Raw genomic sequence first — 19310 nt, forward strand, 5'->3', positions numbered from 1 at the left:
TGTCATTATAATACTTACGTGTCCGGCGGCGCGGCGCTGAAGAGCGCTGTCGCTCACCGTCGGAAACGATCCCGGCGGAGGCCATCAGGTTCGGACCTCCTCGGGTTCCCGCTTGACACCGACCTCTTCGGCGAACCGCTGGATCGCCGCGTCGGTGACACGCTGTTTCTCCGCACCGAACTCCTTGACCCGCTTGGTCACCGCCCGCACCTGGCTTTCGGTCGGGTCGTAGCCGCTGTCGACCAGCCGCTTGCGGACCGAGTGGGTGCCGGTGTGTTTCCCGAGGACGAACTCCCGGGAGGCACCGACCATTTCGGGGGTCATCACGCCGGGTTCGAAGGTGTCGGTGTTCTCCATCACGCCAGCGGCGTGGATCCCGCTCTCGTGAGCGAAGGCGTTGCGGCCGACGACCGCCTTGTTCACCGGGATCGGGATGTCCGACTTCTCTTCGACCAAGCGAGCCAGTTCCGTGATCCGGGTGGTGTCGATCCCCGTGTTCACGTCGTAGAGGCTCTCGGCCGACATGACGACCTCTTCGTAGGCGGCGTTGCCGGCGCGCTCGCCGATGCCGTTGACCGAGACCTGTGCTTGGTGGGCACCGGCCTCGAAGCCAGACATGGCGTTGGCGCTTGCCAGCCCGAAGTCGTCGTGGGTGTGGACGTCGATCCGTGCGTCGGTGTGCTCGCCGACCAGCCTGATGAGATCCGCAAACCGCGAGGGGGTCGCGACCCCACAGGTGTCGGGAATGTTGATCCAGTCGACGCCGGCCTCGCTGACCGCCTCGACGACTTCGACGAGGAACGCCTTGTTGGTCCGCGTGGCGTCCATCGGCGAGAACATGACCTCCAGGCCTGCATCCCGTACCATCTCGACGCAGTGGACCGCCCGATCGATCGCCTCCTGGCGGCTCGCGTGCATCGAGTCCTGCAGCTGGACGTCACTCGTACTCACGAAGACGTGAACCATATCAACGCCCGCGTCGATCGCCGCCTCGACGTCCTTGTCGACCACCCGGGCGAGGCCACAGGTCGTCGCATCGGTCGCCGCCGCGATATCCGAGACCGCCTCGAACTCCGGCTCGGAGTTGACGGGGAACCCTGCCTCAATGACGTGGGTGCCCATCTCGTCGAGCAGCTCGGCGATGGCGCGTTTGTCGTCGTAGTCGAACGAGGTACGTGGCGACTGCTCGCCGTCACGCAGCGTCGTGTCGAAAATTCGTACTGACTCTATTTCGTCAGTGCTGTCTAATGTGCCCTCGAAGAACTCGATCCGCCGGGGAATCCGACGAGTCCTCCGTGTCGTTGTGAGACATGTACTTCATCGCAAGGTCGACTGTGTATATAAAACCACCGTTTCAACCGGTCGGGTGACTGTCCGTCGACCGGAACTGGTTGACTGTAACGACCGATTTCAGCCCCGCTACGCGTCTTCCGGCCTCTGTGTCCGGCAACGGTGGGAACCCATCGTCCCAATCAATCGTGTATTTATATATTGGTTTCGACAACGCTGGTCCACCGTATCGGTCGACAGTGTTACACCAGTCGGACGTCGGAGCCGGTAGCCGACCGCGAAACCGGGGCGTGAGTCGTCCGAACGCTTTTCGTCCCCGGTGATAACGAGGGAGTATGAGCAATTTCGACCTCGATCTGCGGGACGCGGAGGCCGAACTCGGGGATCTGCCGAGCGACCAGGTCGTGTTGGGCGTCCTCAACGGCGAGACGCCGGCCGACGAGTGGGTACAGGCAGTCAGACAGGGCAACATCCTCGTGCTGTCGGTCGAGGGCGATCTCAACACGCTGGCGGCCGGCTTCGCTCGCGAGGTCAAGGACATGGGTGGCGAGCTCATGCATTTCCGGGAGTTTCTGGTCGTCACCCCCGCCGAGATCCAGATCAACACCGACCGGCTCTGAGCCCGGAGCCCTGTTTTTAAGCCCGTTCGGCACCTTCAGGTAGCTATGCCAATGAAAGGAGACGGATCGACGCGCCTCCGAGAGATCGACCGATTCGAGGAGGGCGTCGGCTGGATCGCCTACCCCGACGAGACGATGCAGCGGGCGAGCCACGCGCTGGCGGCCGACGACGGTGTCTGGCTCGTCGACCCGGTCGACGCCGACGGCCTCGACGACCTGCTGGCGGAGTTCGGCGACGTCGCCGGGGTCGTCGTCTGTCTCGACCGCCACAAACGCGATGCCGCGGCGATCGCCCGTCGACACGACGTCTCGGTCCACATTCCGCGGTGGATGACCGGGGTCGCCGGCGAGATCGACGCCCCGATCGAGCGGGTGACGGTCGAACTCGGCGAGTCGGGCTACGAGCTGTTTCGGATCCGTGATTCCTCGCTCCCGCCGTGGCAGGAAGCTGGGCTCTACAACGCCGATACCGGGACGCTCGTCGTCCCCGAGTCGGTCGGTGCGGCCGACTACTTCCTGGCCAACGACGAACCGCTCGGCGTCCACCCCATGTTGCGACTGACGCCGCCGCGGGCGGCGCTGTCGGGATACCGTCCCGAGCGGATCCTCGTCGGCCACGGCGAGGGCGTACGTACCGACGCCGGGGCCGCACTCGACGAGGCGCTCGCATCCTCGAAGGCCACGGCGCTATCGCTGTACGGCAAGACCGTTAGGCAGTTCATAACGGGGTCGTAGTGGCTCTCTACGCGACCGAAGGGCTCCTCGAAGTCCTCATCGAGTTCGCCGCCGACCGCGAGCCCGCAGAGGCCAACGTCCCGATCGCCGCGACCGACGCCGGCGAACTGGCGGGCGTCGACGGTCGGCTTGGCGATCTCGATCCCGCAACGCCGGTGTTGACTCACTTCTATCTGCCCGACGCCGCCGGCTCGGTCAACGCGGTCTTCGGGATGGATCTGGGGACGCCCTCCGGCGGCGCACAGGCCCGGTTCGTCTCCCACCCGACCGGCCCGCAGGGGATCACGAAAACCGACGATCTGGCGGGGGTCGTGCTCGTTGCGGTCCCGCCGTGGGATGCCGGGACGGTCACCGCATTCGATCGGAGCGGTAGCCGACTGGAGCTCGTCCGACTGGACGCCGAACCGCCGGTCGAATCGATCGAGTAGACTACTCCAGATAGCCGAGATCCCGGAGCTGGTCGGTGATCTCGGTGAACTGATCCTCGGTGAGTTTCTCATCGGCCGCCTCGTTTCGTTGGTGCTGGATGACGATGCTCCGCAGGAGGAACCGGACCAGATCGCTCGTCGACGTGAAACTGGTGCCTTCGATGGTCTCTTCGACGCGTTCGGCGAGGTCCTTCGGGATCGAGACGGTCGTGTACTCGGCCATACCGACCACACGGCCAGCGGGCCGCATAAACCACGTGTTTCGCTCGGCCGACCGCGCGTGTGGGTGGGTTTTTAGGAATCGAGTCCGAATCGGCTGGCGATGGGAGCCAGACCGCCGCAGAACGACAGCTCGGAGCCGGATGTCATCGAGTTCGGTATCGCCGCGCTGTCGGCCCGGCTCGAGGAGGCCGACGTTGAGTTCCCGACGACGAGTGCCGCGCTGGTTGAGGCGGTCGACGACACCGCCATCCCGGTCGACGGGGCGGGAAACACCATCGAACTCCGGGAGGCACTGGCGCGGCTCCCACACGACGAGTTCGACAGCGAGTCGGCACTGCTGGACACCCTCCATCCGGTCTTTGAAGACCACCGCAAGCAGGCCGGTACGAGCGTCTTCGGCCGGCTGCGGACGCTGCTACCGTTCTGATCGCTCAGTCGACGTTCGTCGTCGCCTCGGCGGCCGTCGAGTCGGCGGCCTCAGCCGTATTCGCCGAGCTGTCCGTGTCGGCCGTATTCGCCGAGCTGTCCGTGTCGGCCGTATCCGCCGAGCCGTCCGCGTCGGTCTCGCGGTCGGCCTCCAGTCGGTCGATCCGGCCGAGCTGTTCGCGGTGCAGCGAGAGGATCAGATCCGCGAGCACGCCGAACATCAACAGCTGGACGCCGAAGAGGATCGCCGCCGTCGCGCCGACAGCGATGATCTCGTGGCCGACGCTGTCGACGAACCACCGGTAGATGACGAACGCCGCCAGCGCTATGCCTGTGAGTGTCGAGACGAGCCCGACGCTGCCGAAGTAGAACAGCGGGTTGCTGGTTTTGGCCTTGCGGTAGAGCTCCAGAAAGATGATGCCGCCGTCCTTCAGCGGGTGGAGGTTGGTCGTCGACCCGTCGGGGCGCGGCCGATAGGTGATCGGGACGACCTCGGTTTTGATCCCCTTTTTGGCGCACTCGACGGCCATCTCGGTCTCGATGCCGAAGCCGTCGGCCGACAGGGTGAGCTGCCGGAAGGAGTCGGTTCGGAACGCCCGGTAGCCCGAGAGGATGTCGTGGTACTGTTCGCCGTGGATGAACGCGAACGCGCGGTTGATGAGCCGGTTGCCGATCCGGTTGAGTCGGGTCATCGCCCCGGGTTTCATGTCGGCAAACCGGTTGCCGATGACGTGTTCGAAGTCGCCGACGAGCAGCGGTTCGAGCATTCGTTCGGCGTCGGTCGCCCGGTAGGTCATATCCGCGTCGGCCATCAGGACGTATTCGGCGTCGATCCGATCGATGGCCTCGCGGATGGCCTGCCCTTTCCCCTCGCCCGACTGGGTCATCACCCTCGCACCGGCCTCGGCGGCGAGCTCACGGGTGCCGTCGCTGGATCCCCCGTCGACCACCAGAATGTCGTCCAGCCCGGCCTCCTGGTAGGACCGAATCACGTCGACGATAGTCGCCGACTCGTCGAGAGTCGGCAGGAGGACACAGATATCCGCGCTCGGTGGCATTACTGTGGTGTCACGAGCCAGCGGATAAAACTGTGTTCGTTTTCCGACTCTTCGTTTCGGCGTGGGATTCATCTCTCCGAATCTATAATTAATTATAGCAAAGATTAAATTTGTGCAGTAAACAACGAATGATATTATACGGCGCGAAACCTACCGGCACACGATGTATGATCTGACCGGGTTTCAGCGGGATCTGATCTACGCTATCAGTGGCCTCGACGAACCCTACGGATTAGCAATCAAAGAGTCCCTCCAGGAGTACCGCGACGAGGAAGTCAACCACGGGCGGCTCTACCCAAACCTCGATACCCTCGTCGAGAAGGGGTACGTCGAGAAGGGACAGAAGGATCGGCGGACGAACCTCTATACGCTGACTGACGACGCCCACGAAGCCATCGACGCCCGGCGGCAGTGGGAAGACGACAACCTCGCTGACTGACGCCGGCAGAAGGAAACGCCTTTTAGGGTCTGCCGGATACGGGTAGGTGAGGGCTGGTAGCTCAGTTTGGCAGAGCGACGGACTCTTAATCCGTCGGTCGCGTGTTCAAATCGCGTCCAGCCCGTTTTTGCTTCGAACACACTCACCAAGAGCGATGTGACTATCGCGTCCGGTCTGTGGTCGGACCAGACACGCTGCGCCACTACCGAACACCAGTCTCCGAACGTCGTCGACCGCTCGCCGTGGCGTCCGGCTGACGGCCGCCGTTCGACAGTCGATAGGTCACGCCACGTTTCAATGCAGGACCACGTCTTCCAGCAACGATCATCGCAAACAGGGTTATAGCCGTCGGGCTGCTACGACAACGTATGAACGGGCAGCCCTCCACCAAACAGACATCACGTAGACGAAAGACGGTCCTCTTCTGTCACGGCTGTGAGTATCAGGGACCCCCCGACGGGCCGTGGGTGGTCCGCTCACAGCCCGACTGCGATGTGCTCCTCTGTCCACGCTGCAACGCGACGGTCACCGTCCGCGAGCGGTTCGACGACGAGCCGGGTTAGTCGCTCGTCGACGATCGACCGGCCGGCACCGCCTGCTGGCCCTCGCGGAGCCGCCAGCCGGCGGCAGCCACAAGACCGAGTGCGAGCAAGTACAGCGCGAAGTTGATGCGCTGGACGGCGGCAGTGTACGCGACGAGATCGCGACCGAGAAGCATCGTAACCAGTAGCACGGCAAGAGCGCTTCCGGCCAGCCGACGGCTCAGTCGGTCAGCTGCGGGCAGCCAGACCAGCGCCGCCAGCAGCGCTCCGACCGCAAGCAGCGAGACGGCGTAAAACCACGCCTGTGCGCCCGGCGAGTAGTTCAACAGCGGTACGCCACGGCTGAACAGCCCACCGGCCAACAGTGCCACGAGCGCGACCACGAAAGCGAGTCGACTGCGAGTCCGCGGCGGCCGGCGGTGGTGATCGCGGGCGGCAAGCAGCGTCGTCAGGCTCAACAACGTAAAGATCGACAGCGCGACCACCAGATGGGCCGCGTGAGTCGGCATCGAGTAGCCGCCGGGGACGAGCCCGCCGATGGTGACGGTGACCGCGCCGACGGTGATCTGGAGCGGCAGCAGAACGACCGCAAGCGTGGCCGTCAGTTTGGGTCGACGGTCCTCACGTCGCCACGCCCAGCCGGCGGTCCCGAGGATAAAAAACCCGGTGATCATCGCCACGACTCGGTGAAACCACTCGATGAAGTCGGGGTTGATCGTGAGCGCCGGGATCAACTGGTCGGAACACAGCGGCCACTGGGCTTGACACGCTAGTCCAGAGCCGGTCGCCGCGGTGTAGACGCCGAGACTCACCAGCGACAGCGTGAGCGCCGTCGTAAACGCCGCAAACCGCCGGAACGACAGCCAGTCGGGGCGTTTCGTCATCAGTTGCCCTTCGGGCGGCGGCTACTTATCTGTGGCGAGAACGCGCCGATACTACTGGGCTTCCTGCTTCGGCGAGACGTACTGCTGTTCCCACCGCCGCCGGTCCTCGATCAGTTCTTGGCCCTTCTCGGTCAGTTCGTAGTAGTTGGTTCGTTGGTCTTGGCTCCCCTTCTCGACGAGTGCATGTTCGACCAGCGCATCCAGATTGGGATACAGCCGGCCGTGGTTGACGTTGTCGACGTGTTTCTCCATCTCCCGCCGGATCGTCTGCCCCGAGGGCCGCTCGGAGCCCGCGATGACGTACAGGAGGTCGCGCTGGAAACCGGTCAGTTCGAATATCTGGGTCATACGATCCGACATACATCCTAACCCGGTATTGTTAGTCGGTGGAAAATATGTATAATGACCGAACAACGCTGTCGCTAACCTGTTTAGTTACTGCTAACTATCGTTGCTGTGAGCAACGGTGTCTGCGATCCAGAGACGCACATAGTAGTCGACGATTACTGCTGGTAGCCGATTCCTAACATCGGTTTCACACCGTCTGTGTACCGATTTCGAGATTAGGTGGCGGTCGCGGGGCGATCGGTTCGGATTGAAGTAGCCACCGCCTGTCGACCGTTGTATGTGCAACGGATCGTCGATACACGGCACCTCGGAGCTCGACGAGCGCCGTCGCCGGCTGACGGCCTTTCTCGACGAGCGCGGACTCGACGCGCTGTGGCTCGCCCGGCCGAACAACGCCGCGTGGCTGACCGGCGGCTCGGTCGTCGTCGACCGCGACTCGCTGGTCGGCGTCGCGGCGGTCGGCTACAGCCGCGAAGCAGGGTTTCGCGCACTCACGAACAACATCGAGCCCCCGCGCCTGCGTGACGAGGAGCTTCCCGCGGCGTTTTCAGTCACCGCCGTCGACTGGTATGCCGACTCGCTGGCCGACCACGTCGCCGCCGTCTCCCCGACGCCGGCGGCTGCGGATTTCGAGGTGCCGGGCTTCGAACAGCCGGATCTCTCGGCGCTGCGACAGCCGCTGGCCGCCTTCGACATCGAACGATATCGGGAACTCGGCAGGGAGGCGGCCGTCGCCGTCGAGTCCGTCTGTCGCGGGCTGTCGGCCGACCGTACCGAACAGTCGGTCGCCGCCGACCTGCGGGCCGCGCTCGAGGCCCGTGGTATCGCCGCGCCGGTCGTACTCGTCGGAGGAAGCGAACGCGCCCGACAGTACCGTCATTATACACCGACTACTGCCGGTCTCGGCGACTACGCGCTGGTGTCGGTGACCGCACAGCGTGGCGGCCTGTATGCGAGTACGACCCGCACGGTCGACTTCGACGCGCCGGCGTGGCTCGACGATCGGTTCGAAGCAGCCGCTCGCGTCGAGGCGACCGCGTTGGCGGCCACACAGCGGGCCGCCCGCGAGGAGTCGACTGCTGGCGACGTCTTCGGGGCGATCCAGCGGGCCTACGAGGCGGTCGGCTATCCCGATGAGTGGCAGCACCACCACCAAGGTGGGGCGGCCGGATTCGCCGGCCGGGAGTGGATCGCCACCCCCGATGGGCCGGAAACCATCGTCCAACCGCAGGCCTACGCGTGGAACCCGACCGTTCAGGGAGCCAAAAGCGAGGGGACGGTGCTGGTGACCGAGACGGATATCGAGCCGTTGACGATCACCGACTCCTGGCCGACCCGGTCGGTGTCGGCCGTCGACGCGGCGCTGACGCTCCGGCGTCCTGCGCCGTTACGGATCGACTGAGTCGCCTCCGCTGGACTCACTCCCGGTTTCCCGGTCGACTGGTTCGGCCGGAACGCCGGCCACGGTTTCACCGGCCGGCACGTCGCGGGCCACAAGCGAGTTCGCCGCGACCTGCGCACCCGGACCGATCTCGACGCCCGGCAGGATCACCGCGCCAGCGCCGATCATCGCCCGCTCGCCGACGACGACCGCGCCGGTTCGGTACTCGTCCTGCAGGAACTCGTGGCAGAGGATCGTGGCGTCGTAGCCGATGATCGCGTGGTCCGCGACCGTAATCAGTTCGGGCCAAAACACGTCCGGCGTCGACTCCAGTCCCCACGCGACGCCCTCACCGACAGTCGCGCCCAACTGCCGAACGAGCCAGTTTTTGATCCGGAGACTCGGCGACAGACGGACGAGCCAAACGACGATGTAGTTGACGACGATTCGCAGCGGCGACTTGGCCTCGGGCCACGACCACAGTGAATTGCGCCGGCCAGGGGTCGGGTGGCGGTTGAGGCGATCGTGTCGACGCTCGGGGCCGTCGGCTTCGGAGCTCACGAGTCGCTGTTTGTCGGGAATCGGTAAAAGAGCACCCGCAGTAGCCACCGGCTACTACTGACTCGGTAGCCGTAGCCACGTTCTACTCACACCACAGACACGCCGTCGCAGCAGCGGGACGTGCAAAGTGAGTGCCTGCTCAGTCGTCGCGGAGCTCGGCCATGTGGTCGACCCGTTGCTGGACCAGATCGGCCTTTCCGATGTCGTGACGGATGCGGAGGCCGTCGCCGGCCGCGGCGAGCGCGTCGTCGGCGATCGCCTCGGCGGCGTCGATGCTGTCGGCCAAACCGACAACGGCGAAGGAACGGGAGGTCGTGGTGTAGAGGCCGTCGTCGCGCTCGTCGACGCTGGCATAAAAGAGCAAGCCCTCGCCGACCGTCTCCTCGTCGACCGCGATCTTCGCGCCCGAATCGGGATCGGTCGGGTAACCCGCGGGAACGGCGTATTTGCAGACGGTCGCCTCACCGGAGAATTCGAGTTCGGGGAGTGCTTCGCCATCGCGCGCGGCCGTCAACACGTCGAGGAACGGCGTCTCGAGGACCGGCAGCGTGTTCATCGCCTCCGGATCGCCGAAGCGGGCGTTGTATTCGATGACCTTCGGCCCCTCGCTGGTCAGCATGAACTGGCCGTAGAGGATCCCCTTGTAGTCGGGCATCGCTTCGACGGTGGCCTCCATGATCTCGACGGCCCGCTCGTAGTCACCGTCGCTCATGAACGGCAGCTCGAAGCCGGTGTCGCTGTAGCTGCCCATCCCGCCGGTGTTGGGACCCTCGTCGCCCTCGTAGGCGCGCTTGTGGTCCTGTACGGCAGGAGTGGTTCGCAGGTCACCGTCGGCGACGAAGGCCTGCAGGGTGAACTCCTCGCCGACGAACCGCTCTTCGAGCACCACGCGGTCGTAGTCCTCCTCGCGGAGGTACTCCTTTGCGCCCTCCTTGTCGACCTGATCGCCGATGACTTTGACACCCTTGCCACCAGTCAGCCCCGCGGGCTTGACTGCGAGGTCGATCTCGGAGTCGTCGATGTAGTCGCAGGCGGCCTCCATGTCGTCGAACGTCTCGAAGACCGGACAGCCCGGAATGTCGTTGTCCTTCATGAAGCGCCGCTGGAAGGCCTTGTCCGTCTCGATTCTGGCCTCCTCGGACTGTGGGCCGAAGGTGTAGACGCCCACCTCGTCGAGGGCGTCGGCGACGCCGGCCTGCAGGCCGGATTCAGGGCCGACGATGGCGAGGGTGGCCTCGACCGATTCGGCGTAGTCGACGATCGCTTCGGCGTCGGTCTCGCTCAGTTGCTCGAAGCCATCGGCCAGACGGATGATGCCGGGGTTCCGGTTGCTCGCCGCGGCGTGCAGGGAACAGTCAGGGGCCAGCGCGCGGGCGATGGCGTGTTCGCGGCCGCCACCACCGACTAACAGGACGGTTTCGCTCATACCCCAGCAAGGTCGACAAACAGCCGTAAGTGTTGCTTTTGGCAGCTACTGTGAGTCGAAGGGGTTGGCTCGGACGACCGTCTCCTCGCGGCCGGGGCCGACGCCGATGGCGTAGATCGGCGCGCCGACTTCCTCGCTGACGTATTCGAGATACTCGCGGGCGGCTTCGGGGATCGCCTCGTACCCCTCCTCGGCGACGGCGGCCCAGTCGACCTCGTCCCACGGTTCGAAGGATTTGAGAACGGGCTCACACTCGCCCCACCGTTCGGTGGTCGCGGGCATCGTCTCGATCTCCTCGCCGTCGAGTTCGTAGGCGTGGCCGACCTTGACCTCGTCGAGTCCGGCCAGCACGTCGATGTGGTTGACCGCGATTCCAGTAAAGCCGTTCGCGCGGGCGGCGTGCCGGAGCATCGGCATGTCGAGCCAGCCGATCCGGCGCGGTCGACCCGTCACCGTACCGAACTCGCCACCCTTCTCGCGGATGAAGTCCGCCAGTTCTTCCTCGGTGTCGTCGCCGTCCAACTCCGTGGGGAGCGGCCCGGTCCCGACACGCGAGAGGTAGGCTTTGACAATGCCGACGACCTCGCCTTGGCCGATGACGGTCGGGCCGACGCCGGTGCCGACGGCCGCGCCGCCAGCGGTCGGGTTCGAGGAGGTGACGTAGGGGTAGATACCGTGGTCGATGTCGATAGAGGTGCCCTGTGCCCCCTCGAAGAGGAGTTCGTCGCCGTCATCGATATGCTGGCCGAGGAAGTCCCCGCAGTTGACGGTCATCGACTCCTCGCGGAAGCGCCGGCCGTACTCGTTGTAGGTCTCGAAGAGGGCGTCGACGTCGAAGGCGTCGGCGTGGTCCGACTCGTCGACGTCGAGGCCGTAGATCTCCTCGGCGACCGCGCGCTTCTGTGGGACGACGTATTCGAGTCGCTCCCGAAGCACCTCGGGGTCGAGCATGTCGCCGATCCGGATGCCGCGCCGGCCGGCCTTGTCCTCGTAGGTCGGCCCGATGCCGCGTTTGGTGGTGCCGGCGGCGAGGTCGGAGTCGCTTTTGACTTCCTCTTCGATGCCGTCGAGTACGCGGTGGTAGGGGAGAATGGCGTGGGCCCGGCGGGCGATCCGCACGTCCGGGTCCAGCCCCTTCTCGCGGAGCGTGTCGAGTTCGTCGAACAGCGTCTCGGGGTTGACGACACAGCCGTTGCCGAGGATTCCAACTTTGCCGCGGACGGCCCCGCTTGGGACCAACGAGAGCTTGTACTCCGTCCCGTCTTGAACGACGGTGTGGCCGGCGTTGTCGCCGCCCTGATATCTGACGACGACGTCGGCGTCGCCGCCCCAGATGTCGACGAGCGCACCCTTGCCCTCGTCGCCCAACTGGGAGCCGACGATAGTTACGGTCATAACAGCCGTCGGTTCACAACCGGTGGGTAAACCGATTACGGTCCGCTCTATTCCGGACGTGACACTGTGACACGGAATCCGAACTGTTAACTACTCCCACCCGGTTCGTGTACGGTAACGACCAGTTTTCCCCGCTCGGACAGCAACCTTTAAAACGAACCAAGACAAGTTAGCATGTGTCATGATAGACAGACTTGAGAAAGAAGTCGACATGCTCGAACGGCACCTCCAGGTCCTCCGGATGGTGATCGAGAACGAACCGATCGGGATCGTCAAGATGTCCAACGAGACCGGCTACCCTCATCACAAGGTACGGTACTCGCTGCGGGTCCTCGAAGAGGAGAACCTGATCGAGCCCTCGAGTCAGGGCGCGATCCAGACCGACCACACCGAGGAGTTCGTCGACGACCTCGACAACAAGATCGACTCCATCGTCGAGAAACTCGGGACGATGCGCATCGACGACGCCGCCGAGATCGAAGGCTGAAGTCGTTCGTGTTTCCCGTCGGCTTCGACTGACGCGCCGATCGGTCGTGCCTTACAGTTCTGGGACGTGAAGGTCGAAGGTGTCGCCGAGCCGCTCGACCAGACAGAGGTGGAACCCCTGTTTTCTGGAGATGTAGACGAAACTCTTGCCGCGGCTGGCGCTCAAAAAGCCGCCGCCGGTGGCGTTGGCCGCCGCATCCAGCGCCGCCCCCTTGTAGTAGCTCGTCGTCACGCCGAAGGCGGCCGCGAAGCTGTCGTCACGGGCAACGATCTCGCTGCCGTCCCGGACCAGCGACTCGATCATCCCGCCGCCGACCGGCTGTTTCGACTCGTTGAACTCGGCGACGAACAGCGGTCGGTCGCGTTTGTCCCGGACGACGACATCGAACTGTGCCGACAGCGTGTCGCCCTCCTCGTCGGTGCCGAGGTCGACGCTGCCGCGGAGTTCGGCGCGGTTGATCGCTGGGATCGTCTCGTAGATCGCACTGAGGTCGTTTCGGTTGCCCGTCTCTTGGATGTCGAAGAGGAACTCCTCGGCGAGCCACCGGACGAAGGCGAGTTCGATCCGTCCATCGAGGAACGTCTCGAACGGCGTGCCGTCGACGCTGGCGCCCTCCGTGTCGAAGGTGGTGTGGGGTTCGATCCGGATGTTCGACCGCACGTCGGCCTGCGTCGACTCGCCGGCGGCAGCGTCTTCGAGGGTCCCATCGCTTTTCGAGGCGTACCGCACCAGCAGGTTGGTTCCCTCGAGGGCCTCAGTCGTCGACAGCGAGCGGCCGGCCGCCGCGTCGCTCCCGCCGGCTGTCGAACCGCCGCCGGCGTCGGCTGACTGGAGTTTCGCTTCGAGCCGGTCGACCTCGGCGCGGGCCGCCGAGAGTTCTTCGCGGACGTCGTCGAGTTCTTCGCGGGCGGCATCACGCTCGGTGATCGCCGCGTCCCGCTCTTCGATCAGCGCCTCGTGTCGCTCCTCGGCTTTGTCCATGACCTTCTCGGCGCGCTTGAGCCGTTTTTTGAGCTGTGTGCGGGACAGTTGGGAGCCCGACGCCGACTGCTGCCGACCGGTCGATTGCGAACGGGTGGTCGACTCCGTCCGATCGTCGGCCGAATCGCTGCTCGGATCGAGCGACGGGATCGTCTTGGTGTTCCGCCACTCGGCCTCGCTGCTGAACACGTCGTCGCTCGACCCGTCGGCCGTCGACCTCGCAGTCGCCGCCTGCGGCCCACCGGTGCCGTTCGCCGCGGTCCCCGACTCCGGGCGCGGCTTCGTGGCCGACGCCTCGCTGTCGGTCGACGCCGCCCGGTCGGCGCCCCCGGTCGCCGTCGATGTGTCACTGTCGGTCGACCGCCCGCCGGCCGTCGACCCCGACGGGGTCGGCGTCACCGATCCGGCGTCGTCGGCAGGGTCGGCGGTCGACGGGTCGGTGTCGGTCGTCGCCGAGTCGTTAGTGTCTCCCGATCCGCCGGTGTCAGTCGGCTCGGGGGTGACGCCACGGTCGGCTGTCGGCTGGTCGTGCGCCGACCGACCGGCGGTCGGGCCCTCGTTGTCCTCGTCGGCCGAGTCGTCTGCGCTCGGTTCGTCATCCGTGGCGTCCTCGGCCTCCGGGATATCAATCACGTCGAGATCGGCGGCGTAGACCGTGTAGATGCCCACCTCGTCGTCGGCACGCTCGAAGGCCTCGTCGCCGGTCAGAAGCCGCTTGCTGTTGCCGACGAAGGCGGCACTCATCGACTTGCCGCCGTAGTAGACCGTATAGTAGTCCCCCGAAAGAACGTTCTCCGATAGCTCGATATACCCCGTAAAACTCCCCGAAGTGAGCGTGGCATCCGCCTCCGAAATCGATTTTTCGTTCGAATAGTACTCGGCCTGTTTCTCCCCACGGCCGTACATCGCATACAGCAGCGGCAGGGCCGGATCGGGCGACTCGTAGGCGGTGCCATCGGTTGTCTCGAAGGCCGACAGCGATCCCTCCCTGATTGCGATCAGCCGGCCGTTGAGCATGAACCCCCACGCCGACCCAGCGGTCACTGCCCCCGAGAACTCCCGGTCGGCGAGCCCGCGTAATCCCTCGTAGCCACCGCTGAGCGGGGTCGACTCCCACCCCGTAACGGTGTCGACTATCTCACGATCCATTTGGCATAAGGTCGCTACAGACGACTGAAATACTTTCCGGACCGTCGCACATTTTATTCGTAGTTCTGATCATGAATTAAATGCGCCCTAATCGAAGCTCAGACCGCAAGGAGGGCGTACACGACGAGAAAGCCGAAGTAGAGAGCCACTAACGCGCCGAGGGCGACGATCCGAAACCGGTTGAGTTCGGCCTCCTCCTCGGTGTAGCTCCGTTTGAACGCCTCGCGTTCCGCCTCGCCGAGTTCGCCGTAGTGTTCCAGCCCGACGTGGAGTCGACACTGTTCGTCGTCCGGCAGTTCGAACCCGCAGTAGGGACAGACTACCGGCGTCTCGGTTTCGGGGATTCGGGTTTCGGGACCGGGATCAGCCGTCATGGGCCGCCTCCCGAAATGAACGGTGGCTCGACCAGCGGCGTGGTGACGACCCAGAGGCTGATCATCGTGTAGCCGACCATGACGAGCGTGATCCCGTACTGGCTTTTGATCGCCGCCAGTCGACCGGGCAACAGGTCGTAGGCCGCCGCGTGTGCCACCCACACCGCCACCATGTGGCCGGCGAGGACGAGGGCCATCTCGATGCCCGACACCCAACCGGGGAGCCCTGCGAGGACCGGCGGTTGCTGGGGTGGCGACAGTGGGGCGGCGGCAACGACCGCTAGCGCGGGCACCAACCCGGCGACGAACGCGAGGTTGTGGGCGAGGTGGTAGCCGACCGCGATCGCCACCAGCGAGGGCGCAAAGCGATTAGCCAGTGACTCACGAGTAATGTAGGTCGACCCGTAGCGGCGGGCCAACCCCATCGCCCACCAGAACGCCGCCAGAAAGCAGCCGAAGCCGGCGAGATAGGCGACGAAATAGACGCCCAGCGGAGGGAGCCCCAATCCGACCACGGCGACGGCGAAGGCCTCCCAGAGCCACGTGGCGACGAAGCCGTCGAAGGTGGTGACATACAGCAGACAGACGACGAAGGCGACTTCGTCACGCCCCGACACGAGGTCGGTATCGGTGAGCGCCATCCCCGGCAGCCGCACGGCGATCCCCTCTGGGGTCCGCGAAAACGGGGCGAACCGGCCGAATAGCGCGAACGCCCGGGAGATCGGGTCGACGGACGAAAACCATACGTCGGAACCGAACACTACCGCGCCGGCGACGGAGGCGACGGTGTAGGCGACGACCATCGACGCCAACAGTCGTGGGTCGTCGGCCATCGGGGTGACGACCTCGATCCAGATCAGCCCGAGCAAGCCGACGACGCTCGGCCACACCCCCAGCCGTTCGGGGTACGGCCGATCAAGCGTCGGGAACAGGTCAGCGACTGTGCGAAACGGGTTGAGCGTCGGCCACGTGTTGCCGAGGAGGTACGTCGAGGCGACGTAGCCACCCCACCAACCGACCCAGACGAAGACGACCGCGAAGTTCCGGAGCCCGGTCGACGGGCCGGTGAACCCGACGTAGACGGTCAGTAGAAGGAGACTAACGCCGGTTAGTCGACCAATACCGGCGACGAGTCGGCCCGGCGACGGGAGCTGCCGACGCCACTGGTGGAACGAGCGGATGAACGCCCGGTCGGTGACGAACGACGCCAGCAGGAAGGAGGCTCCGACCGCGCCGCCGCCGGTCGTCAAAAACAGCCACGTCGGGACGGTGACGGTCGACGCACCGGCTTCCCGGAGGCCGGCCGCGTGGGCTACTCCCGGGGTGCTCAGCAGTGCGACCGCCAGCGTTGCCCCGAGAAGTCCGACACTCGCGTGTGTGCCGAGCCGTCGACGATCCATTGGCAGCGTTACGACACACCGACACGAGTAGCTTGCGACTCCGACGTGTTCAGCGGCGACGACGGTTGGGAGGATTTTTAGTCACCGGCTTGCAACGAGTTGGTATGAGTACCGAAACGGACGACGGACACGACGACCACCACCTGCCGGCAGTCGAGGACTGGCCGCGGGGATTCGGCGAGGCCAGTTGGTGGCCGTTCATGACCGCCCTCGGTGGCGCAGGCATCTACGTCGGAGTCGCCCTCTGGATCATCGCCGATCTGGTCCACCCGCTGGCCGGGCCGGCGGTCGTCGTCGGCAGCGTTGGACTGTTTTTGACCGGTATCTACGGCTGGCTCTACCACGCCTTCATTACGAAGTTCTGGACGCGAGAGGTCTCCGACCGCGGGAGTTCGTCGCTCCGGTGGGGGATGATCGCCTTCCTCGGCTCGGAACTGGCGACCTTCGGCGCGATATTCACCTACTACTTCTACTTCCGTGCGGGCGCGGAGTGGACGCTGCCGGCGACGACGCCGGATCTGGTGAGTTCGCTGATCTTGGCCAACACCGCCGTACTGGTGGCTTCCTCGTTCACCCTCCACTGGGCCCACGTCGCCATCCGGAACGGTGACCGCACCAACTTCCTCCGGGGGATGGGGCTCACCGTCCTCCTCGGCGTGGTCTTCCTCGGCGGCCAGGCCCTCGAATACTTCGAGTTCATCGGTCAGTACGGCTTTACCTACGCCGAAGGGATCTACGGCTCGGCGTTCTTCGGGCTGACCGGCCTCCACGGCCTCCACGTCATGCTCGGGGTCGTCTTCATCGCTATCGTCTTCGTCCGCGGGCTCTACGGTCAGTATTCCGCCGATCGACACCTCTCTGTCAGCACCGCCTCGATGTACTGGCACTTCGTCGACGCCGTCTGGATCTTCCTCGTCGTCGTCCTCTATCTCGGTGCGGGACAGGCCTAATCGCCGGTGCGGTCGACCCCCCGAGACGGATCGCGGGGGTCAAATGCCCCGACTGTCTTCAGTTCTGTAATGCGAATCCACGAGCTTGGCGAGGGTACCCCCGAAGTCGCTGTCGTCGGGGGAATCCACGGCGACGAGCCCTGCGGCCCTCGGGCGATCGACCGGCTCCTCGCCGCCGAGCCGGCCGTCGAACGGCCGGTCAAGCTGATCGTCGCCAACGAGGCGGCCCTGCGGGCGGGCCAGCGCTATCTCGATGCGGATCTCAACCGGGTGTTTCCGGGCGATCCGGACGCGGCAGCCCACGAACGGCGGCTGGCCCACGATCTGGCCCGCGAGATTCAGGGCTGTACGACGCTGGCGCTCCACTCCACGCAGTCGACGCCGAAACCGATGGGCGTCATCCGGTCGGTCGACGAGGTCGCTCGCGCGATCTACCCGCGGCTTCCGGTCGACGTGCTGATCGAAACCGATGCCCACACCGACGGGCGGCTGATCGAGTACCCACACACCATCGAGGTCGAGTGCGGACTCCAGGGGACCGAGGCGGCCGCCGACACCGGGTACGACCTCCTGCGGGCGTTTCTGGCCGCCACCGGGGCGCTGCCCGCCCCCGCGGCCGACGACCGGTTCGACATCCCCGACCCGGAGACGGTCGCGGTATTCCGGCTCCGACAACCGATCTACAAACCCGACGGCGACAGCTACGAGGTGTTGGTCGAGAACTTCGAACCGGTCGAGGCGGGGACCGCCTTCGCCGCGGTCGACGGCGAGCCGCTGTACGCCGATACCGACTTCTATCCGGTGTTGTTCTCCGCGGCGGGCTATGAGGACATCTTCGGCTACGTCGCCGAGAAAACCGGCCGGGTCGCCTAATCCTCGCCGAGTTCGACCAGCGTCAACGACCGATCGAGATGGCAGTGGTCGTGTGGGGGCTCGCCCTCGACCGAGACGATCCGGTACTCGGTGTCGAAGTCGGCCCCCTCGGGGACGCAGTACTCGTGGCTCGGACACTCGGTGTGGGGACAGGGGCCTTCGAGGCTGGCCTTGCTGCCGGCGTAGGCCCCTCGGGAGTCGATGTTGGCGGCGATAGTCGCGGGCTCGACCTCGACGGCCCGCACGCCGGCGTCGTGGACCGCACAGTCGAGCAGTTGGGCGTTCTCCCGGATCCCCGTGATCCGGTAGCGCCGCCCCTCGGTGAGGTTGAGACACTGGCTGCGGTAGGGACAACCCTCGCAGCCGGCGGCCTCCCCGCGGTAGACGAACTCCCGGCCGACCTCCGCGAGCCGGTCGCCGATCAGCGTGACAGTCGACATACAACTGGTTGGGCGCGGAACCCTGTTAACCTTCACTCCTCCCGGCCGATCAGTTCGTCGAGCCGGTCGAGATACGCCTCGCGGGGGACCTGATAGGCCGCACGGTAGTCGACCCCGCCGTCGTCGAAGGCGCGGGCGGTCTCGATCGCCCCATCGATGGCCGCCGGCCGGTCGTCGAAGCTGTCGGTACCGACCGCGACCTCGGGTTCGAGGAACAGTTTCACCTGCCAGTGGTCGGTCTCGACCGAGCCAGCGCCGGGTCGACGCTGTGGCGAGCCGTTGGTCACGTAGATCGTCGGCAGACAGGGCGCGGGGAAGGTCTCGGAATCGAATACGTCGGGCCGGTAGGCGAGGATGATGCGGCCGTCGGGTTCCTCGTTCCAGACGCGCCAGCCTGTCGGAAGCTCCGCGAGGGTCATAAGCGTCGTTAGCCACCGAACTACTAAGACCCCCCGCCACCGGACCGTCGGCAGATCGTCGACCGCCGGTAAGATCCGCCGTCCGTCGCATCGGCGTGGCTACTCCCGGCCGACGAGACTGTCTCGTCCGATGTCCCCGTCGTACCGAGACGGCCGGCTGGTCGGCCGACACGTTCGGCCAGACCAGTCACGGCACGCTCGTCTCGGAGAAAGCCTTATACGTTCCAAAAAACACAATGCAAATAGTCTCGGTCTCCCGACCGGGCAAACACACCTCTCCACGCGCGCCGTTCGTTGGTTCTCGATGTCGTTCGTTGTTCGTCGCCGACCGGGTGTTCGGTCCAGTGGAGTGGTATGCACATCCATGCCACACACGAGACTCGGTTGCGGCGTCCATGTGGTCGCCAGTAGCCGTGGTTTCGTTCGAGTTCCGGCCACAATCGGTCGACGCGTCCGACCCAGTCCGTGTCGACCCTGCGGCC

General features: G+C 65.3%; 23 protein-coding genes and 1 tRNA gene. 11 read left to right on the forward strand and 13 right to left on the reverse strand.

The genetic code is table 11. The annotated features are described in order from the left end of the window. Nucleotides 1–84 precede the first annotated feature (84 nt). A complete protein-coding gene (locus NKJ34_RS03025) occupies nt 85–1281 on the reverse strand; it encodes a LeuA family protein (RefSeq protein ID WP_253736985.1) in 1197 nt (398 codons plus the stop codon). Nucleotides 1282–1625: 344 nt separating this feature from the next. Between NKJ34_RS03025 and NKJ34_RS03030 the strand changes: the two genes are divergently transcribed. The 3 genes from NKJ34_RS03030 to NKJ34_RS03040 are packed head-to-tail and all read left to right on the forward strand — an operon-like array spanning nt 1626 to nt 3073. Further along, nucleotides 1626–1910 carry a DUF5779 family protein gene (locus NKJ34_RS03030; protein WP_253736777.1) on the forward strand — a complete coding sequence of 95 codons (285 nt, stop codon included), beginning with the start codon at nt 1626–1628 and terminating at the stop codon, nt 1908–1910. Between the two features lie 45 nt (nt 1911–1955). After that, on the forward strand, nt 1956–2645 hold the full coding sequence (locus tag NKJ34_RS03035) for a hypothetical protein (RefSeq protein WP_253736778.1): 690 nt from the start codon (nt 1956–1958) through the stop codon (nt 2643–2645). Next, nucleotides 2645–3073, forward strand: coding sequence for a JAB/MPN domain protein-containing protein (locus NKJ34_RS03040; RefSeq protein WP_253736779.1), 429 nt, complete (start codon nt 2645–2647; stop codon nt 3071–3073). Before NKJ34_RS03035 ends, NKJ34_RS03040 begins: the two co-directional genes overlap by 1 nt. A 1-nt stretch (nt 3074) precedes the next feature. Here the strand turns inward: NKJ34_RS03040 and NKJ34_RS03045 are convergent, their stop codons facing one another. After that, complete coding sequence (locus NKJ34_RS03045; RefSeq protein ID WP_253736780.1) at nt 3075–3296, reverse strand: ribbon-helix-helix domain-containing protein; 222 nt, start codon at nt 3294–3296, stop codon at nt 3075–3077. 99 nt (nt 3297–3395) lie between these two features. Between NKJ34_RS03045 and NKJ34_RS03050 the strand changes: the two genes are divergently transcribed. Continuing rightward, nucleotides 3396–3722 carry a hypothetical protein gene (locus tag NKJ34_RS03050; RefSeq protein WP_253736781.1) on the forward strand — a complete coding sequence of 109 codons (327 nt, stop codon included), beginning with the start codon at nt 3396–3398 and terminating at the stop codon, nt 3720–3722. A 4-nt stretch (nt 3723–3726) separates the two neighbouring features. Here NKJ34_RS03050 and aglJ read toward each other — a convergent pair whose 3' ends face one another. Continuing rightward, on the reverse strand, nt 3727–4779 hold the full coding sequence (aglJ, locus tag NKJ34_RS03055) for an S-layer glycoprotein N-glycosyltransferase AglJ (RefSeq protein ID WP_253736782.1): 1053 nt from the start codon (nt 4777–4779) through the stop codon (nt 3727–3729). A gap of 163 nt (nt 4780–4942) precedes the next feature. Between aglJ and NKJ34_RS03060 the strand changes: the two genes are divergently transcribed. The 3 genes from NKJ34_RS03060 (at nt 4943) to NKJ34_RS03070 (ending at nt 5781) form a co-directional block, all read left to right on the forward strand. Next, on the forward strand, nt 4943–5218 hold the full coding sequence (locus NKJ34_RS03060; RefSeq protein WP_253736783.1) for a helix-turn-helix transcriptional regulator: 276 nt from the start codon (nt 4943–4945) through the stop codon (nt 5216–5218). Nucleotides 5219–5268: 50 nt separating this feature from the next. After that, a tRNA-Lys gene (locus NKJ34_RS03065) sits at nt 5269–5342 on the forward strand. A 244-nt stretch (nt 5343–5586) separates the two neighbouring features. After that, nucleotides 5587–5781 carry a DUF8106 domain-containing protein gene (locus NKJ34_RS03070; protein WP_253736784.1) on the forward strand — a complete coding sequence of 65 codons (195 nt, stop codon included), beginning with the start codon at nt 5587–5589 and terminating at the stop codon, nt 5779–5781. Here the strand turns inward: NKJ34_RS03070 and NKJ34_RS03075 are convergent. Both NKJ34_RS03075 and NKJ34_RS03080 read right to left on the reverse strand, forming a co-directional pair. Next, nucleotides 5778–6644, reverse strand: a complete 867-nt coding sequence (locus NKJ34_RS03075; protein ID WP_253736785.1) for a COX15/CtaA family protein — start codon at nt 6642–6644, stop codon at nt 5778–5780. The genes NKJ34_RS03070 and NKJ34_RS03075 overlap by 4 nt on opposite strands. Before the next feature lie 51 nt (nt 6645–6695). After that, the gene (locus tag NKJ34_RS03080; RefSeq protein WP_256488539.1) at nt 6696–6992 is read right to left on the reverse strand and encodes a PadR family transcriptional regulator; all 297 of its coding nucleotides are present in this window, start codon (nt 6990–6992) and stop codon (nt 6696–6698) included. 277 nt (nt 6993–7269) lie between these two features. Here NKJ34_RS03080 and NKJ34_RS03085 point away from each other — a divergent pair, with 277 nt between their 5' ends. Continuing rightward, nucleotides 7270–8394, forward strand: a complete 1125-nt coding sequence (locus NKJ34_RS03085) for a M24 family metallopeptidase (RefSeq protein WP_253736786.1) — start codon at nt 7270–7272, stop codon at nt 8392–8394. Here the strand turns inward: NKJ34_RS03085 and NKJ34_RS03090 are convergent. From NKJ34_RS03090 to NKJ34_RS03100, 3 genes are all read right to left on the reverse strand, one after another. Then, nucleotides 8380–8934 carry an acyltransferase gene (locus NKJ34_RS03090; RefSeq protein WP_253736787.1) on the reverse strand — a complete coding sequence of 185 codons (555 nt, stop codon included), beginning with the start codon at nt 8932–8934 and terminating at the stop codon, nt 8380–8382. The two genes, NKJ34_RS03085 and NKJ34_RS03090, sit on opposite strands and share 15 nt — an antisense overlap. 139 nt (nt 8935–9073) lie before the next feature. After that, a complete protein-coding gene (purD, locus tag NKJ34_RS03095; protein WP_253736788.1) occupies nt 9074–10360 on the reverse strand; it encodes a phosphoribosylamine--glycine ligase in 1287 nt (428 codons plus the stop codon). A 45-nt stretch (nt 10361–10405) separates the two neighbouring features. Continuing rightward, entirely contained in the window at nt 10406–11755 is a 1350-nt protein-coding gene (locus NKJ34_RS03100; protein ID WP_253736789.1) for an adenylosuccinate synthase, read from the reverse strand. 181 nt (nt 11756–11936) lie between these two features. Between NKJ34_RS03100 and NKJ34_RS03105 the strand changes: the two genes are divergently transcribed. After that, nucleotides 11937–12242 (forward strand): hypothetical protein, encoded by a 306-nt coding sequence (locus NKJ34_RS03105; protein ID WP_253736790.1) that lies wholly within the window; start codon nt 11937–11939, stop codon nt 12240–12242. A gap of 51 nt (nt 12243–12293) precedes the next feature. Here the strand turns inward: NKJ34_RS03105 and NKJ34_RS03110 are convergent, their stop codons facing one another. The 3 genes from NKJ34_RS03110 to NKJ34_RS03120 all read right to left on the reverse strand — a co-directional run bounded on the left by NKJ34_RS03110 (nt 12294) and on the right by NKJ34_RS03120 (nt 16146). Continuing rightward, on the reverse strand, nt 12294–14372 hold the full coding sequence (locus tag NKJ34_RS03110) for a DUF7527 domain-containing protein (protein WP_253736791.1): 2079 nt from the start codon (nt 14370–14372) through the stop codon (nt 12294–12296). Nucleotides 14373–14470: 98 nt separating this feature from the next. Beyond that, nucleotides 14471–14746: a DNA-binding protein gene (locus tag NKJ34_RS03115; protein ID WP_253736792.1), complete on the reverse strand. Its 276-nt coding sequence runs from the start codon at nt 14744–14746 to the stop codon at nt 14471–14473. Then, nucleotides 14743–16146 carry a hypothetical protein gene (locus NKJ34_RS03120; RefSeq protein WP_253736793.1) on the reverse strand — a complete coding sequence of 468 codons (1404 nt, stop codon included), beginning with the start codon at nt 16144–16146 and terminating at the stop codon, nt 14743–14745. Before NKJ34_RS03120 ends, NKJ34_RS03115 begins: the two co-directional genes overlap by 4 nt. A gap of 104 nt (nt 16147–16250) precedes the next feature. Here NKJ34_RS03120 and NKJ34_RS03125 point away from each other — a divergent pair, with 104 nt between their 5' ends. Continuing rightward, nucleotides 16251–17096, forward strand: coding sequence for a cytochrome c oxidase subunit 3 (locus tag NKJ34_RS03125; RefSeq protein WP_253736794.1), 846 nt, complete (start codon nt 16251–16253; stop codon nt 17094–17096). Nucleotides 17097–17165: 69 nt separating this feature from the next. After that, a complete protein-coding gene (locus NKJ34_RS03130; RefSeq protein WP_253736795.1) occupies nt 17166–17969 on the forward strand; it encodes a M14 family metallopeptidase in 804 nt (267 codons plus the stop codon). Here NKJ34_RS03130 and NKJ34_RS03135 read toward each other — a convergent pair. Both NKJ34_RS03135 and NKJ34_RS03140 read right to left on the reverse strand, forming a co-directional pair. Then, a complete protein-coding gene (locus tag NKJ34_RS03135) occupies nt 17966–18409 on the reverse strand; it encodes a UPF0179 family protein (RefSeq protein ID WP_253736796.1) in 444 nt (147 codons plus the stop codon). The two genes, NKJ34_RS03130 and NKJ34_RS03135, sit on opposite strands and share 4 nt — an antisense overlap. A 32-nt stretch (nt 18410–18441) precedes the next feature. Continuing rightward, on the reverse strand, nt 18442–18828 hold the full coding sequence (locus NKJ34_RS03140) for a DUF5820 family protein (RefSeq protein ID WP_253736797.1): 387 nt from the start codon (nt 18826–18828) through the stop codon (nt 18442–18444). Between the last annotated feature and the right edge of the window lie 482 nt (nt 18829–19310).

The sequence above is a fragment of the Halohasta salina genome, from assembly GCF_024178165.1.
Classification (GTDB): Archaea; Halobacteriota; Halobacteria; order Halobacteriales; family Haloferacaceae; genus Halohasta; species Halohasta salina.